The organism is Campylobacter sp. RM16187, from assembly GCF_025319965.1.
Classification (GTDB): domain Bacteria; phylum Campylobacterota; class Campylobacteria; order Campylobacterales; family Campylobacteraceae; genus Campylobacter_A.
Genome location: NZ_CP012549.1, coordinates 920,372 through 938,084 on the forward strand (window position 1 = coordinate 920,372; position 17,713 = coordinate 938,084).

Below are 17,713 nucleotides of genomic sequence, written 5' to 3' on the forward strand. Positions count from 1 at the left end.
CTCTTTTTGGTTTATTTTACGATAAATTCTTTTTGAGCTAAATCGTAATCGCTCATGCTCTCATCATACATATTTTCAGTGATAACAGCAGGAAGCATGCATTTACCACTCATCACAACTCGAAGCGGAGTGTAAAGAGTAAATGGCGTCTTATCCTTTTCGTTTACGTATCCTGAGCTAAGAGAGTAGAACGTAAGCACTCTATCGTCAGCTATCACGTTATGCTCGACATTTAAGGTATTTGTAGTTGCTTTTGTCCTTAAATTTGGAGCTATGTTTTCATTTATGATCTCAAAGCAAGGGCTTACCTGCTCGTTTATCACGCCGTTTCTTATGTAGTCATCTGTCTTAATCATGAGTTTAGAGTATATCACGTCGTTTAATTTAAGGTTGTTGATATCTATCTCTTTGCCGTCTTTGCCGACAAATTTTCTCATGATATCAAGCCCTTTTTTATCAAATTTGTGATTTATCTCAAGCGGTTTATATGCCATACTTCTTACGCTTAGATATACAGATGATCCAGATTCGGGGATGACTGTAATTTCAGGTTTTTTAGGAGATATATCGATACTATTTAATCCGTCAAAAAGAATATCTTTGCCATCGTAGCTTATTTTAAATTTATTTCTAGATGAAGTATCTTTTATGTAGGTTCTTAAAGCCATGAGAGTAAATGCACGCTCCTGAGTAGAATACATTTTGTCTATATTTTTTATTAGATAGCTTGCCATCTCTTCGCTAAATGGATTTTTCTTAAAATGTCTAGCGTGAAGTAATAGCGCAAATGCAGTATTTCTCTTTCTTGAGCCAAAATTATCGGCTAGGGATTTTTCTTTATTGTAAATTACATCACCAATTTGCTTAAGCGCATTTTCACTCTCTTTTTTAAGGCCAATATTTTGAAGGATAGATGCCATTAGATAGGTTTCAAGAGAGGTTGAAAATTTCCTATTGTCATAAAGAGTATTGGCTGCGGATTTTTCAAGCTTGTTTTGAGTGCTTAATACATAAGCTGCATATAGGGCTTGAAGATTGTCTTTTGAGCCAAAATTTATGAGCCAGTTAAGCGCTTTGGATTTCACATTTTTATCAAGAGCAAATCCTGATTTTTCAAGCTCTAGAAGCGTATCTATAGCGTATATGGAGGCAAAATTATTAGTATAGCTTAACTCACCCCAATATCCGAAGCTTCCATCTGTTTTTTGCATTTTTATCAGATCTTTCATACCGGCCACTATAAATCTCTTGATATCTGCCGCATCTATTCTTGATTTTGTGCTATTTTCATCGTTAAGCACTAAGGCGTTAAGCTCTAAAAGCTTACTTGAGCGTTGCTCTGAGCATCCGTAAGGATAGTTTATAAGCTTATCGCTATTTGCTCCAAGAAGGCTTTTTATAGAGGTTGAAGCATCTATTTTAATATCTTTAAATTCGGGGTCTAGTGTTAATGTCTTTTTTTCGCTTGCTTGAAAAGATGTCATATATGTACTAAGCGGATATGGGTAAACTACGTCTAAATTTAATGAGTATGAGTAGCTTTCTTTGCCGTCATTTGCTTTAAATTTTAAGAATGATTTACCGGTAGAGTTTGCATCTATGACAACGATTGTTTTTAAATTCTCGTTTGGCTTTAGAGTTATCTTCTCTTTTTCAAGTTTTGCGTTTAAATTTGTATCTAAGCTAAGAGTAATCTCTTTTGTATCGTTTGTAGTATTTATAACTCTTAGGATGTAATTTATCTTATCGCCTTTTACTAAGTATGCGGTTTGTGTAGGTTTTAATATAATGTCATCTTTGACGTTAATTTCACTTATATCAAAACCAAGCTTACTTTCGCTCTTTGCTAAAACGGCTAGATTTATCTTGGAATTGAAGTCCTCAAGAACCTCTACTTCAAAAGTTGCATTTCCGCTAGCATCAGCTTTTGTAGTCTGCATTTTGATATAAGTTTTTACGTTTTTCTTGTCAACTGGAGTTGCAAATTTCGCCATTCTCATCTCCATTAGTGAGCTAGCCGTATCACCGCCAAAGCTTAGCACTTTACCGTCTTTTTTAAATCCGGTAATACTGTCAAATATATCAAAATCAAGCACAGAATCCGCTATTGCTTTATTAAAGAAATCAAGAGGGCTTTTTAATTTTTGATTAGTTATCTGCAAAATTCCCTCATCTACAGCAAATAATGTAATCTCAGAATTAGGATCGGCTTTTACTTCCATCTTAAATTTAGAATTTGACCTTACTACATTTGGAGCCTTTGCTTTTACTTCCATATTTCTTTCTTTATGTTCTGCTTTGGCATAAACTTTATCGTATGCCCTAAACGGAAGTATATCGCTATCGGCTACTCTTATGATGAGAGCGCTTACATATAATCCCTCAAAGTCAAAATCCAGATCAAATTTTACATTGGCTGAGTTATTTTGGATATTTAAAATTTTATGTTTTTTTACCCCGTTGCTTTCAAGTGTAACGAGTGCCATAGCGTTTTTGAGTACAGAGCTTACATCTACACTCATCACATCGCCTTTTTTATAGCTCTTTTGATTTAGTTTTATTTGAGCTTTTGCCAGTTCTTTTGTAGGAGCAAGTGAGCCGTAATCCCAGCCACTGACATATATATTTATGCTTGAACTATGTCCGCTTATAGTATCCGTTACGACTACTTTGTAATCTCCGCTTTGAGAGAAGCTGTAAGAAAATGTATTTGTAGATTGCGATACTTTAGATATGCTTTCATAGTTTTTATTCCATCTCATCACACCTTCTTTATCTAGGTTGTAATTCCATACTCCTCTTTTTATATCTATTACTTTTTCTATTCCTTGTTTTTCTTCGCCACTTATAGGATCTATGTTGATGAAGTTAAAATTTACATTGTTTTTAACCTCTGTAAAGTCGGTATCGGCCTTAATCCCCACCATAGTTTCAAAAGGATAGATAGTTAGACTTTTACTTGCCGATATATTTTTACCATCATCATTGATATTAAAGACCAAGGTTGCTCCAATTACGCTTGCAACCTTTTTTTGCCCTATAAGTGGTTTTACTATCTTTGTGCTCTTGCCGTCTTTGTCAAGCTTTACATCTTTAAATATCTGGTCAAAGTAGATTTTAGAATATTCGCTATTGCTAAAATTATAATTTTTAAATTTATCGTTTGAATACTCTTTTTGATACATATTTAGCTCTATGCTACCTTTTAAATCACCAGCAGGAGCACCAAATAGATAGTTGCTTTGAAGCTTGGCTTCTATTAGTTCATCTTTTTTATATATATCTTTATTTAGTGTTATATTATTTTTTATGCGTTGAGGAGTGAAAGACTCAACTGAGAAATTTTGAGAAGTTAGTATTCTGTCTGCGAAAATAACTTCAAATTTAAACGATCCGCTAAGTTCTGAATTTACACTTTCGTCAAAATTTATCACTCCAAGCCTATCTGTCTTTACTGATTTATTGAGTATTGTTTTGTTTTGAGGATCTTTTATTTTAAGTTTTACAGGCATTTCGGATAGAGCGCTAAATAGAGCGTTTTTGATTATTATCTCTCCTTTTATTGTATCTGATGGACGAATTATATCGCTCGCAAAGTGTAAGTAAGCGCTGTAAAGTTCATTTGGAGCTTTCTTTGGATAGTAGCCATTTTCGTTTAAATTTTTGCCCTGAGTCAAGATTATAAACCCTTGCTCTTTGCCTATGGTTACGACAGCAGATGAAGCTTCTTCGCCGATATTTTTCTTGTTAAATTTAAATATGCCCTCATCGTTTGTTATTCCGCTTGCTAAAATTTCGTTTTTATTAGAATAAATTTTTACATCCGCGTTTGCTACCACAGCATTTTGACTAAGTCTATTGGCGAATAAAAAGATCTCATCTTTAGCCAGTTTGACGCTTACGCCTATATCTGTTAAATATACTACTTTAGATGTGCTTTTTTCTTTGTCGTAATATATTGTTATAAGATACACTCCATCTCCGCTATCTGCGAAGTCAAGCTTGATCTTATGTTTTGAAATTTCATTTAAAGTCCCGCCAAGCTCATAGTTTTTACTTGCTACCTCTTTAACTAAAGGCGATAGGTCTTCGTTTGAAAAATTTAAGAAGTATCTATAGTTTTGATCCATTAGTTTTTCTACTACTACTTTTGCAGTGCTTGTATTGACGCTTTCTATGGCTATCTCGCCGATATTTGACATATATGGAGCATTTTGCGGATCGCTAAATTTTAAAAACGGTTTTAAATTTCCAAATTTGATTTTAAATTCAGCACTCTCTCTTAGTAATGAATACCTATCTCCAAATCCTTTTAAATATCTTATTTTATATTCTGTATTCGGTTTAAATTCATCGCTTGTGACATCAATGTAATAATAGTGATCTTGCGGTATATCTTCTTTCTCTGTATAATTCGTATACTCAATCTCGCTAACTTTAAAATTTTTAACTCCGTCTATACTTACAAATTTATGAAAATTTCCATAATCAAGCCAATTTTTTAAATATAGTCTTATGGCTAATTTTCCATTATCCAAACTAACTGCTTTAGGGGCGGTTAGAAGCATAGTTTTAGCCTCTGGATTATCCACAAACATCTCTTCTGTCGTAGGCTCTTGAGGTATTGCGTAGTTATTATCCAAATTTATTCCAGAGGTGCTTTTTAGATTATTTGATACGTCAAATATCAAATTTTCTCCGCTACTAAGTAGTTTTACATTAAAGTTATTCTTTGTTTTGCTTGTGATTTTGTATTTGATATCGTTTTTCGCTAGATTTTTTCTCTCGTAAATTTTAAAATTTTTAACAAATTCCTCTTCTTTAACTTCGTCATTAAAGCCTATCAGATAATCACTTTTAGAGTATTCTACAAATTTGTCTAATACAAAATCCCCGCTGTAAAACCCGGACGAAGTTTTATCTTTAATGCAGTTGTAATCAATACCTTTTACAAGTGGTTTTGTAAGATAAAGCGTGATATCGTTGTTTCCGTATTCGTATACTCCTTCAAGTTCTGGTGTGCATGTTAGAAGTTTTTTATGCGTCATCGTTCCAATTAGTGACGATGTAGCCTTTTTTTCGTATTTTACTCCAAAGATTAATACTCTATCATCAGGCGCTCTAAAATCACCCGTAAGAGTGAAAGCATTTAGGCTCAAACATAGCATAAGAGTAGCTGCTGTAGATCTAAATAACATCAAAACCTCCTTATTTCTATTTTTATTTCGCTTAAATTTGAATTCTCATCCAGACAACCTATTTTGTGTTCACCTTCTTTTAGAATTAGCATTTTTTCGGCTGCGTTTGTGGTCTTATTAAACTCTTCGTCATCTATTTTGTAATAAATTTCATCTCCAATATATGCGTAACATTTTAGCATAACTTTAGTTTCCTTCTCATTACTCATTATTATTTGTTCGTTAAAAGGTGAGGCTATTAGAGGCTTATGGTTTTTAAATTTATAAAAGCAGGGGCTGTCTTTTATATCCTGTTTTGAAATTTTATTGTTTTTTAGCAAGAAATCCACCTCTTCGCTTCTTATGCTATCGCAGTCATCTTTTAGTTTAATACCGCTGATAAGCTCGTCAATTTGTATATTTTTACACTCTTTAAATTTAAAAGCGTCCAGACAGCTCTCTTTTTCTTCGATTCCATTTGGAATATCCATAAAAGATAGACTCTCTTGCTGAGCTAAAATTTTAAAAATATCAAAAACGACTTTGGAAGCATCAGAAAATCCGCTTAAATTTTTAGTCTTTTTACCGTTAAAATTTCCAAACCACACTGCTATTGTGTAGTCTTGATTAACCCCTATGGCATATATATCTCTTGAGCCATAGCTAGTGCCGGTTTTAAAGGCGATTTGCGGAGTATCCTTTGCATATCGCCATGTGACTCCTAGGTAGCTTCTGGCTGCCTTTGATAGCATTTTTGCAGTTAGATACGCACTTTGTTCGCTTATTAGACGTTTGTTTTCTCCTACTGTTTTTCCTGCGACTTCAAGAGGTTTTAACTCCCCTTTATTGGCGTAGATTGTATATAAGTGGGCTAAATTTAATAGGCTCATTTCAGCGCTTCCTAATGATATGCTGTCGCCGTAAAATTCTTTTGTGTTTTTTACTAAATTTATCTCTTTTAGCATCTCGTATAGTGAGTTTTCTTTAAGTTTGTGATTTAAATTTACAGCAGGTATATTTAGGCTAAGCGCTAAGGCCTCTGTAGCCGAAACTATGCCCAAAAATTCGTTATCGTAATTTTTTGGATTGTATTCTCTTATGAAAATTTCAGTATCTATCATCTCTTTTTTAGGGGTTATGAAGCCTTGATCAAGTCCTAATGAAAATATAAAAGGTTTTAGAGTAGAGCCTACGTTTCTACTCATAATCACTCCGTCATTTTCTCCGTCTAAAGCCTTTTCGTTATGTGAGCCAACATATGCAGCTACACTCATTGATCTATTGTCTATAATTATGCCGGCTGAATTTTTGGCGTTTTTGTCTATCATTAAATCTGAGGCTATTTTTAAATTTGTTTCTAAAATATTTTGTAAACTTAGATTTAGATTCGAGGTTATAACTCCGTTTTTAATAGCGATTAAAGAGTATTGTTTGGCATTTAAAGGCGCATTAAAACGTTTATTTTTAAATGGCTCGCTTCTGGCTCTTTGATATTGGCTCTTATCTATTATTTTAGCCTTATACAGCAAAGTTACTACGCGGTTTTTTAAAGCATTTATGTTTGATTTTTTATCAAGGCGATTTGCGTTTGGATTTTTTGGGATCGTGCTAAGAAGCGCCATTTGAGCGATGCTTAGATCTTCTAAATTTTTATTAAAATAAAATTTCGCAGCCGCTGCAACGCCTTCTATGTTGCCGCCATAAGGAGCGAGATTAAAGTAAAATTTTAAAATTTCATCTTTACTGTAGTGCCACTCAAGCTGAAAAGCGGTAAAAATTTCTTTTATTTTATTAGCGTACGTACGCTCTTTTGGGCTCATCATGCGGGCTACTTGCATGGTTATCGTTGAAGCACCTATGCGGTTTTTGTGCGTTAGGTTGTGAAACGCAGCCCTAATCATAGAAAAAGGATTAAAGCCAAAATGGTAGTAAAAGTATCTATCTTCAAAGAGTAAAACGCTATCTTTGAGTGTTTGTGGGATATTTTGCGCCTCAAAACGCCAAATTTCATCGCTACTTGGGCGCATAGAAATAATCTCGCCATTTTTATCAAACAATATCGAAGAATTTTCTCTAGTGAGCATTTTCGTATTTAAAGGGAAGGCAAAATCAAGTATTAAAAATGCCAAGAAAAGAGATGCGATAAAGATAAAACCAAATTTAGCAAATTTAATAATTTTACTCTTCATTTTAAAATTATAACAGATTTTATAGGCAAAGCTAACGTAGTTATCCTTTATTTATTAATTATGATATAAAATATCAAAAATAATTTAAAAGGATCATTTATGCAATATAGAATAGAAAAAGACACCATGGGTGAAATCAAGGTTCCAAACGATAAGTATTGGGGTGCTCAAACCGAAAGAAGCTTTGAGAATTTTAAAATCGGCGAAGAAAAAATGCCAAAAGAAGTTATCAAAGGCTTTGCTTATCTTAAAAAAGCTTGCGCGATAGTAAATCACAAGCTAAACAGACTTGATGAAGCCAAAACCAAAGCCATATCACAGGCTTGCGACGAGATAGTGCAGGGCAAGTTATGCGGAAATTTCCCTCTTGTAGTTTGGCAAACAGGCTCAGGAACTCAGTCAAATATGAACCTAAACGAAGTCATCGCAAATAGAGCGACTGAAATTTTAGGCGAGGACTTTAGAGTAAAAAAACTTGTTCACCCAAATGATGACGTAAACAAAGGTCAAAGCTCAAACGACACTTATCCAACCGCGATGAGAGTTGCGTTTGTAGTAGAAATTCAAAAGCAGCTTTTGCCTGCGCTTAGCAAGCTTAAAGCGACTTTAGAAAGCAAGAGTAAAGAGTTTAAAGATATAGTAAAAATAGGGCGCACGCACCTGCAAGACGCTACTCCGCTCACGCTTGGACAAGAGCTTAGCGGATATGTCGAGATGCTTAGAAAAGCTCAGCTTCAAGTAAATGACGCTATGAAGTACCTTTGCGAGCTTGCTATCGGCGGAACGGCCGTAGGAACGGGGCTAAATTCGCATCCGGAGTTTTCAAATTTAGTAAGCGAAGAGCTAAACGCTCTAACAAAAAGCGAGTTTAAATTCGTCTCTCATCCGAATAAATTTCACGGACTTACAAGCCATGACGGCGAAGTATTTTTAAGCGGAGCTCTTGACGGCTTAGCTGCAAATTTAATGAAGATAGCAAATGATATAAGATGGCTTGCAAGCGGTCCAAGATGCGGAATAGGCGAGATATTTATCCCTGAAAACGAACCCGGTAGCTCCATAATGCCCGGCAAAGTAAATCCGACACAGTGCGAAGCGATGACTATGGTGTCAGTTCAAGTTATGGCAAATCACTTTGCGGTCACTCTTAGCGCCTCTCAAGGAAATTTCGAGCTAAACGTGTTTAAGCCTGTGCTTACTTACAACTTGCTTCAATCAATCAGACTTTTAAGCGATGCGATGATAAGCTTTAACGACCACTGCGCGGTGGGAATTGAGCCGAATTTAAAGGTGATAGACGGCTACTTGCACGGCTCACTTATGCTAGTAACCGCGCTAAATCCTTACATAGGATATGAAAATGCAGCCAAGATAGCTAAAACGGCTCATAAAAACGGCACGACACTAAAAGAAGAGGCTGTAAATTTAGGAATTTTAACTGCCGAAGAGTTTGATAAATATGTCCGTCCTGAAGAGATGACATATCCTAAAAAATAAATTTGATTTAAATTTTACCCTTTCGCTTGATTTTTTTAACTTTTTGCGAGTGGGTAAAATTTATTTTACTTTAAATTTAGCTACAAAAAACATACAAAAAATAAAAAAGCAAATTTGGCATATTTTCAAATAAATCAAATATTTTAAATAAAAATTTCATTTAAACAAAAATCAGAGTATTTTTATCTTAAATCTTATTTTTGATAATTTATATAATAATTTTAAGTATATATTTTTATTTTAAAATAATGAAAATAGCATATTTCTAAAAAATATATTAATCAATTATTATAAAAAAAAATTAATATATTTTATAAATAATAAACAATGAGAATTAATAGTAATATTTCATCCAAGACAAAATATTATTAAAAAATTTATATTTCATTTAGTATTTTGTAAAATATTAAAGTTCTTTTTATTTTTTCTATATATATAATTATGTAAAATTTACATATTTGTTGTGGTATAAATTCATTTTTTTAAGGAGTAGGTATGAAAAATGATGTTCTTGCCAGAGTTAATGAGCGACTCAATATTCTGGCCAAGCTACCAAGAGTAAAGAGTGAAGGCTCCATAAGCGAAGCTCTGAAGGCAAGCGGCTTTACTCGTCGTGATTTTATGAAATGGGCAGGTGCGATGACGGCGTTTATGGCGCTTCCTGCATCTATGACGCCTATCGTTGCAAAGGCTGCAGAGCTAAGCGATCGCTTGCCTGTGATATGGCTTCATATGGCAGAGTGTACAGGCTGTAGCGAAAGTCTACTTAGAACGGATACTCCTACGGTAGATAGTCTTATATTTGATTATATATCGCTTGAATATCACGAGACTATCATGGCGGCTTCCGGTTGGCAAGCTGAGGAGAATTTAGAAAGTGCTATAGAAAAATATAAAGGCAGGTATATACTTTTAGTTGAAGGTGGTATACCTATGGGTGCTACAGAAAACTATCTAACTATCGGGGCTTTAGGACACACCGGATATCACAATGCAAAACACGCTAGTGAAAACGCTGCAGCAATCTTTGCCATAGGTACCTGTTCCAGTTTTGGAGGTGTTCAGGCGGCTCGTCCAAACCCTTCAAATTCACAAGCTATGAGCAAGGTTACAAGCAAGCCTGTTATTAATGTTCCTGGCTGTCCTCCAAGCGAAAAAAATATCGTAGGAAACGTACTTCACTATATTTTATTTGGGACACTTCCGGCTCTTGATGTATTTAATCGTCCAAAATGGGCTTACGGTCTTAGGATTCACGATCTTTGCGAAAGACGCGGACGCTTTGACGCGGGCGAATTTGTTCAAAGATTTGGTGATGAGGGCGCAAAAGACGGATACTGCTTATATAAAGTCGGCTGCAAGGGTCCATACACATTCAATAATTGCTCACGCGAGAGATTTAATCAGCATACAAGCTGGCCTGTTCAAGCAGGTCACGGCTGCATAGGTTGTAGTGAGCCTGATTTCTGGGATACCATGGGACCATTTGAAGAGCCTATGGGGGATAGACTGTTTGACACCGTTTTGGGTCTTGGTGCCGATAATGTAAGCGACAAGATAGGCATAGGTGTGCTTGCGCTTGCTGGTATAGGTATGGCTGCACACGCTGCACTTGCTGTTTTTGCAAAAGATAAAGAAGAGAAAGAGGCATAATTATGAGCGAACAAAGAATAGTAGTAGATCCTGTAACGAGGATTGAAGGGCACTTGCGCGTAGAGGTAGTGGTAGATGAAAATAATGTAGTTAAAGAGGCCTATTCAGGCTCAACTCTTTGGCGCGGAATAGAACAAATCGTAAAAGGACGCGACCCTAGAGATGTTGGATTCTTCACTCAAAGAATTTGCGGAGTATGCACCTATTCTCACTACAAGGCAGGTATTATTGCTGTAGAGGATGCATTGGGTATTACGCCTCCTTTAAATGCCGTATTAACAAGAACTCTTATGAGTGCGGCGCTTTTTATGCATGATCATCCTGTGCATTTTTATCAACTTCACGGACTTGATTTTGTTGATGTTGTATCGGCTCTTAGTGCCGATGTTAGAAAGGCTAGTGAAGAGGCTTTTAAATACTGTGATACACCTCTTGCGACAGGAGCTGATCACCTAAAAGCTGTACAAGATAAGGTAAAAGCCTTTGTTCAAAAGGGAAATTTGGGGCCATTTGCTAATGCTTATTGGGGACATAAAACTTATCATTTTACTCCTGAGCAAAATTTAATAGCTCTCTCTCACTATCTTGAGTGTTTGAGAATTCAAAGAACTGCGGCTCAAATGATGGTCATATTTGGTTCTAAGCAACCCCATCCGCAAAGTTTAACAGTAGGTGGAGTAACCTGTGTGATGGATATTCTTAGTCCTTCAAGACTTGGCGAGTATATGGTTAAATTTCAGGAAGTTAAAGAATTTATAGATAGAGCTTACTATCCTGATTTGGTAATGGCAGGCAAGGCTTATGCCAATGAGCCTAGCGTACTAAATGATGTTGGAACACCTAATTTATATACATATAAAGAGTTGCCTTTGGGTTCGAATGAATGGCTATTTGAGAGCGGTATTATCTTAAACGGCGATATAAGCAAGGTTCATGAGGTTGACGATAATAAGATTACCGAAGAGGCTACACACGCTTGGTATAAAAATCCTGCACCTCTTCACCCTTATGAAGGACAAACCGATCCTAATTATACGGGCTTTAAAAAAGGCAAAACCCTAGATCAAAATGGTAAAGAAGTTGAAGCTCAACTGTTTGATATTAAGGGTAAATACTCTTGGATTAAGGCTCCTAGATATGACGGAATTCCTATGCAGGTAGGACCTTTGGCTAATATTGTTATTAACTATGCAAAAGGCAACAAATATGTAGTTCCTGTTGTAGATAAATTCTTAAAAGATACAGGACTACCGATAACAGCAGTGCTGTCTACACTAGGAAGAACAGCTACTCGTATGATTGAGGCAAAGGTTATTGCAGATAATGCCTTGAAGGCATTCGGTAATCTTGTGGAGAATTTAAAAGTTGACCAAGAGACTTGCGCTAAATATGTCATAGATCCTAAGAAAGAGTATAGGGGCAGATATATGGGGCATGTTCCAAGAGGCGCTTTATCTCACTGGTGCAGAATCAAAGACGGCGTTATAACAAACTGGCAAGCGGTTGTTCCTTCAACTTGGAATGCATCTCCAAAGGATGCAAACGGTGTTCGCGGTTCATACGAAGAGTGTCTAATAGGGCTTAAGATAGCCGATTTAACTCAGCCGCTTGAAATTATTCGTAAAATTCACTCTTACGATCCATGCATTGCGTGCGCGGTTCACGTTATGGATACTAAGGGAAATAAGATTAGCGAATACAAAATCAATCCAAATTTGTAAGGAGGATTTATGTCACATCATAAACCCGATCGCATCAGCGAATACGAATTTTCGATAGGTCTTAGGCTTACGCACTGGATTAGATTTGTAGCGATTGCATTTCTAGTTGTAAGCGGGTTTTATATATCTTATGTGTTTATAGCTCCTGAGGTGACTAACGAGCCTACGATATTTTTAAATGCAAAATGGCGCGCGGCTCACCAAGTAGCGGGATTTATACTCATTGCGGTTACGATATTTAAGCTATATCTTTTCTTCTTTGATAAGCTTAGCAGAAAAGAGCTTGCTAGTATTTATGATTTCTTTAGTTCAAAGGTTTGGATAGCACAGATCAAATACTACATATTTTTAGGACCGCATCCGCATCTAAGAGGCGTTTATAACCCGCTTCAGTTTGCGTCATATCTATTCTTTTATCTCGTGCTTTTTGTGATCTGCCTAACTGGCATGGTGCTTTATGTGCATGTTTATCACGAAGGGCTAGGCGGCTTATTTTATGAGCCGATGAGATATTTTGAGGAGCTTATGGGCGGACTTGCAAATGTTAGAACGATTCACCGCGTAGCGATGTGGATAATTATGATATTTGTTCCGGTTCATATTTATATGGCTGTATTTAACGCAGTTAAAGGCAAAAACGGCGCTATGGATGCCGTTGTAAGCGGATATAAATTCGTCAAAGAAGAGCACTGATATATGAAGGTGCTTGTCCTTGGCATCGGTAATGTAATGTTCTCCGACGAAGGTGTCGGAGTTCATTTTACCGAAATGATAAAAAGAAACTACAAATTTACTCACGAAACCGACTTTTTGGAATTTGTTGACGGCGGCACTTTGGCTATCGCTCTAACTCCTATTATCACAGAATTTGACTATCTTATCGTAGTTGATTGTATAAGCGCTGATGAATCAAGCATAGGCGATGTATATTTTTTCGACTACGAAGCAATGCCAAACAAAATTTCTTGGGATGGCTCAGCGCACGAAGTTGAGATGCTTCAAACTCTTCAGCTTATGGAGCTTGCAGGAGATATGCCAAAGACTAAAATTTTAGGCGTAGTTCCAAAGCGAATAGAGCCTATGAGTTTTGAGCTCTCAAGTGAAATTCAAGCTAGCGCCAAAGTCATGGAAAAAACACTGCTAAAACACCTTGAAGAACTTGGATTTAGCTATGAAAAAATCGCAAATTTAAATATAATAGACCTCGCAAACGAATACAAAAACAAAGGCATCTGATGATACTTACCTATGAATTTGAGTATGCAAACTCAAATGAAAATTTGGCATTTTTTTTGAATTTTTATGCTAAAAAAAGCAAGCTTTCTTATGGTATAGAGCGCGAAGGCTCGTTTATAAGGCTTCATCTGGAAGGTGAGCAAGAAGAGCTTTTAAAATTTTCCGATGAAATTTCAGCTCTTATACCACACTTTATATTTTTATCAAATTCAAAAGTTTTTGTAAGCGAAGAGCTAAAAGGCGAGCAAAAAGAGTTTAAAAATACTCTTTCAAACATCACTCCAAGCATAATACAAGACTTTCACGAGGGCAAAATTTCAGCTTGTGAAAATGGAGTTTTTAGTGATGTTAAACTCTTTAAAGATGATAAATTTGAAGCTGTTATAAAAGAAAATTTTACAGAGTTTTTAGAATTTGCGCTTTTAAGCTTTAAAAATGGAGAAAATTTTAAATTTAAAGATTTAGAAGGAAGTTTTGAAATTTTAAATTTTGATGAGCTAAATAGCGATTTTGATCTTGTGATGCCTACAAAGCTTAAAAATTTGCCAAAAATTTTCATTTGCGATCAAAACTCGCAAATCGCTCTTGCAAGCTACGAAAAGCCTATGATAGAGCTTAAAACAAACGCCCTTTATAGACAAAATCACCCAAGCGCACCGCATTTTTTTAACGTAAAAGCGCCTCGTGATATATTTATCTACGCATTTTGTGAAAAGCTTTTTGAAGCGGGCGTAAATTTCATAGCGCTTAAATCAGGCAAAGAGCTTTTTAAAGCTACCGTTTTAGAAAACGAATATATCTTTTCAAATGCTCAAATTTATTATAAAGATGGCTTTAGCGACTTCATAGAGGTTTCAAAAGATAAAAATTTGGCTAATTTCTACTTAAGCGCCGATGAGCTAGGCATCAAGGACGAAAATAAACTCAGAGTGTTTTTAAGCAAATTTGATGAAGATGAGTTTAAAATTTATCTTAAAAACAGCGATTTTGAAGTGCTAAATTTACAAATTCCAAGTAGCTTTGAAGAGATTTTTGAGATGATATCAAAAGAAGAGGGCGGAGATAGGCTTGTAGCAAATTTTAGCGCAAATTTTTCGCTCGCAAGTGGAAGCATAAACACGCCAAACAGCTTTTTCTCGCTCTTTTGCATAGTCGGCAAGATATTTGGATTTGATGATGATTTAAAAAGAGCCGGCACTAAACTGCTTGAAAATGCGATGGATTTTAACGGTCCAAAAGGTCCGAGACTTGATTTTAAAATGGCTTCAAAAACTGGTTTTGATATCGTAAAATTCATAAGAAGCGGTATGAGCTTTCGCTTAGCTGGCGTTGATGATAAGATTTTAAGCTTTGGCTATCTTGAGTCATTTGCGCATTTTATATCTGATTTTTGCGATGTTTTAAGAGAGGATTTTGAGTTTAAACACATCGTTTTGCAAGGCTCTTTGTTTGAGTGTAAGGCTCTTTCAAATCTGATCGCTAAACACGTAAGAGTCGGCACAAGCGCAAAATTTAGCAAAGGACTTTCGCTTGAAGAGATGCGTGAGATATGAAATTTCAGGTCTTGTTCAGGGGGTAGGATTTCGTCCTTTTATCTATAATTTAGCTCTTAAATTCAATCTTTTTGGCGAAGTTTATAACGATGATGAGGGTGTTAAACTAACGCTATATGGCAAAGATGAGGCATTAGCTAAATTTGATAAAGCTGTGATAGATGAGCTTCCTAGCCTAGCTAGGATCGATCAAGTTTTAAAATTTGAGCTTGACGGTGTTAAATTTAGTGACTTTAAGATAATTGCTTCAAAGTCCGCCAAAAAGCACGCTCCGATTTTGCCTGATTTTGCACTTTGCGTTGATTGCGAGCGAGAATTTTATGATCCTAAAAACCCGCGCTATCACTATCCTTTTATAAACTGCACTAATTGCGGGCCTAGATTTTCCATCATCAAATCACTTCCATACGACCGCATAAATACGACTATGAACGAGTTTAAGATGTGTGAATTTTGCGGTGGTGAATATAAAGATCCAACCAACAGAAGATATCACGCTCAGCCGATATCTTGCCCAAACTGCGGCCCGAGCCTAAGCCTAAAAGACAAATTTGGAAAAATAGTAACAGCAGGAAATGAGAGTGTAAAAACTGCCGCAGAGCTTATAAATGAGGGCAAAATTTTAGCTATCAAAGGGCTTGGCGGCTTTCATCTGGTTTGTGACGCTACAAACGAACAAGCCGTTAGCGAGCTTAGAGCCAGAAAACACCGCCCTAAAAAGCCTTTTGCTATCATGTGTAAAAATTTGCAAAATGCTAAAAAACACGCTTATATCTGCCCTGCCGAGGAGCAAATTTTAACCTCAAATTTAAAGCCGATAGTAGTACTTCAAAGCAGAGCCGAATCAAATTTATCAAAGCAAATCGCACCAAATCTTAATAAAATAGGCATATTTTTGCCGTATACCGGCGTGCATCTTTTGCTGTTTGAATACCTAAAAAACGACATAGTGGCAACCTCTGCGAATATCTCAGGCGAGCCTATCATCTATAATGAGGCTAGCTTGCTTGAAAAGATGAGCGATGTGATTGATTATTATCTTGATAACAACCGAGAGATAGAGTCACCAAGTGATGATAGTATCGTATTTGTCGTTGATGATGAGCCTGTTTTTTTACGAACGAGTAGAGGGGTAAATCCTAAATTTTTGCATACAAATTTTAAAGATAAACGCACGATTTTAGCTGTCGGAGCGGAGCTAAAAAATCAATTTGCCATACACAAAGATGGCGAAGTGATGATAAGCCCTTATATAGGCGATCTCAAAAACGTAGCGACTTATGAGAGGTTTTGCTCTTTAATAGAGCTTTTTGAGCAGGTTTACGAGCTTAAATTTGACGAGATAGTAGCTGATTTACATCCGCATTTTTTAAATTTAAAATGGGCAAAAGAGTATGCCGCTAAAAACGGGGCTAAAATCACTCAAATTCAGCACCACTATGCTCATCTGCTATCTGTTATGTTTGAGCATAATCTTGATAAAGATAAAAAATATCTTGGTTTTTGCTTTGACGGAACTGGGTATGGAGGTAACAATACAATATGGGGTGGGGAAATTTTACTCACTAGCTCAAAAAAATATGAGAGGATTTTTCATTTTGATGAGTTTTTGTTGCTCGGTGGGGAGAGTAGTATTAAAAACATATACAAGATTGCCTACTCGATAATATTAAAATATCACTTGGAGGAAACTGCAAAGGAATTTTTGAAAAAATTTGATCAAAACGAGCTAAAAAATTTAAAAACAATGCATGATAAAAAGATAAATTCCATTGCTACAAGCTCGCTAGGAAGGATATTTGATGCTTTTGGAAGCATTATTTTGGGGCTTAAAACTGTTAGTTACGAAGGTGAAATCGGAATGGAACTTGAGGCTTTATATGACGAAAGTATACAAAAAAGCTATAAATTTGAACTGGATAATCAAAAAATAGTCTTTAAAGAGGCTTTCAAGTCGGCTCTAAAGGATGATAAAAAAACAGCTGCAACAGCTTTTATAAACGGACTTTGTGATATTGTAACCCAAATTGCTAAAATTGATAGTAGGGATGTTTTGCTTTCGGGTGGAGTGTTTCAAAATAGAGTTTTCTTAAGAAAAATAATTAATAGTTTTAAAAATAATAGTATAAAATATTATTTTAACAAAACTCATCCAATAAATGATTCTTCGATAGCTACGGGGCAATTATACTATTCATTAAACAACTTATAAGATTTAAGGTTCTATAATAGTATAGGATTCACTTAAGGAGGGCGATATGGACGAGATAATCAGATTTAGTGTTTCCTTGCCGAAGCAGTTGTTAGATGAACTTGACAAGAAGGTAAGCTCACAAGGCTATGCATCAAGGAGCGAATTCACGCGTGACTTGATTCGAGAAAAGATTATCAGCGATAGTTGGAAAAATGCTGATGAGGATTTGATAGGAGTTTTGACGCTGATTTATACTCATCATCAAAACGATTTAGTAGTTAAAATGATGAATATAGAGCATGATGCCTGTGTGGAGATAACATGCACAACTCATATACATATAGATCATTATAATTGTCTGGAGACTCTTATTTTGCGCGGGAAAGCGGCGCAGATAGAGGAATTTTCAGCTAAAATAGCAGGGCTTAAAGGAGTGAAATTTGCAAAACTCACTAAAGCGGCTGTTCCAAGCTCGTAGATTTTAGATTGGTTG

General features: G+C 35.8%; 10 protein-coding genes. 8 read left to right on the forward strand and 2 right to left on the reverse strand.

Annotated elements, in window-relative coordinates:
- Positions 1–11: 11 nt before the first annotated feature.
- Together CDOMF_RS05135 and pbpC are read right to left on the reverse strand one after the other, a co-directional pair.
- Complete coding sequence (locus tag CDOMF_RS05135; protein WP_260953055.1) at positions 12–5,198, reverse strand: alpha-2-macroglobulin family protein; 5,187 nt, start codon at positions 5,196–5,198, stop codon at positions 12–14.
- Positions 5,198–7,366 carry a penicillin-binding protein 1C gene (gene pbpC / locus CDOMF_RS05140; protein ID WP_260953056.1) on the reverse strand — a complete coding sequence of 723 codons (2,169 nt, stop codon included), beginning with the start codon at positions 7,364–7,366 and terminating at the stop codon, positions 5,198–5,200. Before pbpC ends, CDOMF_RS05135 begins: the two co-directional genes overlap by 1 nt.
- A gap of 99 nt (positions 7,367–7,465) precedes the next feature.
- Between pbpC and fumC the strand changes: the two genes are divergently transcribed.
- From fumC to nikR, 8 genes are all read left to right on the forward strand, one after another.
- Positions 7,466–8,863, forward strand: coding sequence for a class II fumarate hydratase (fumC, locus tag CDOMF_RS05145; RefSeq protein WP_260953057.1), 1,398 nt, complete (start codon positions 7,466–7,468; stop codon positions 8,861–8,863).
- Positions 8,864–9,358: 495 nt separating this feature from the next.
- On the forward strand, positions 9,359–10,516 hold the full coding sequence (locus tag CDOMF_RS05150) for a hydrogenase small subunit (protein ID WP_169974727.1): 1,158 nt from the start codon (positions 9,359–9,361) through the stop codon (positions 10,514–10,516).
- Between the two features lie 2 nt (positions 10,517–10,518).
- Positions 10,519–12,237: a nickel-dependent hydrogenase large subunit gene (locus CDOMF_RS05155; protein WP_260953058.1), complete on the forward strand. Its 1,719-nt coding sequence runs from the start codon at positions 10,519–10,521 to the stop codon at positions 12,235–12,237.
- A gap of 9 nt (positions 12,238–12,246) precedes the next feature.
- A complete protein-coding gene (gene cybH, locus CDOMF_RS05160; RefSeq protein ID WP_260953059.1) occupies positions 12,247–12,930 on the forward strand; it encodes a Ni/Fe-hydrogenase, b-type cytochrome subunit in 684 nt (227 codons plus the stop codon).
- Positions 12,931–12,933: 3 nt separating this feature from the next.
- A complete protein-coding gene (locus CDOMF_RS05165) occupies positions 12,934–13,473 on the forward strand; it encodes a HyaD/HybD family hydrogenase maturation endopeptidase (RefSeq protein WP_260953060.1) in 540 nt (179 codons plus the stop codon).
- Entirely contained in the window at positions 13,473–15,026 is a 1,554-nt protein-coding gene (locus CDOMF_RS05170; RefSeq protein ID WP_260953061.1) for a hypothetical protein, read from the forward strand. Before CDOMF_RS05165 ends, CDOMF_RS05170 begins: the two co-directional genes overlap by 1 nt.
- A complete protein-coding gene (gene hypF / locus CDOMF_RS05175) occupies positions 15,004–17,238 on the forward strand; it encodes a carbamoyltransferase HypF (protein ID WP_260953062.1) in 2,235 nt (744 codons plus the stop codon). The genes CDOMF_RS05170 and hypF overlap by 23 nt, the downstream gene beginning before the upstream one ends.
- Before the next feature lie 46 nt (positions 17,239–17,284).
- Complete coding sequence (gene nikR / locus CDOMF_RS05180) at positions 17,285–17,698, forward strand: nickel-responsive transcriptional regulator NikR (RefSeq protein ID WP_169974715.1); 414 nt, start codon at positions 17,285–17,287, stop codon at positions 17,696–17,698.
- Positions 17,699–17,713: the final 15 nt, after the last annotated feature.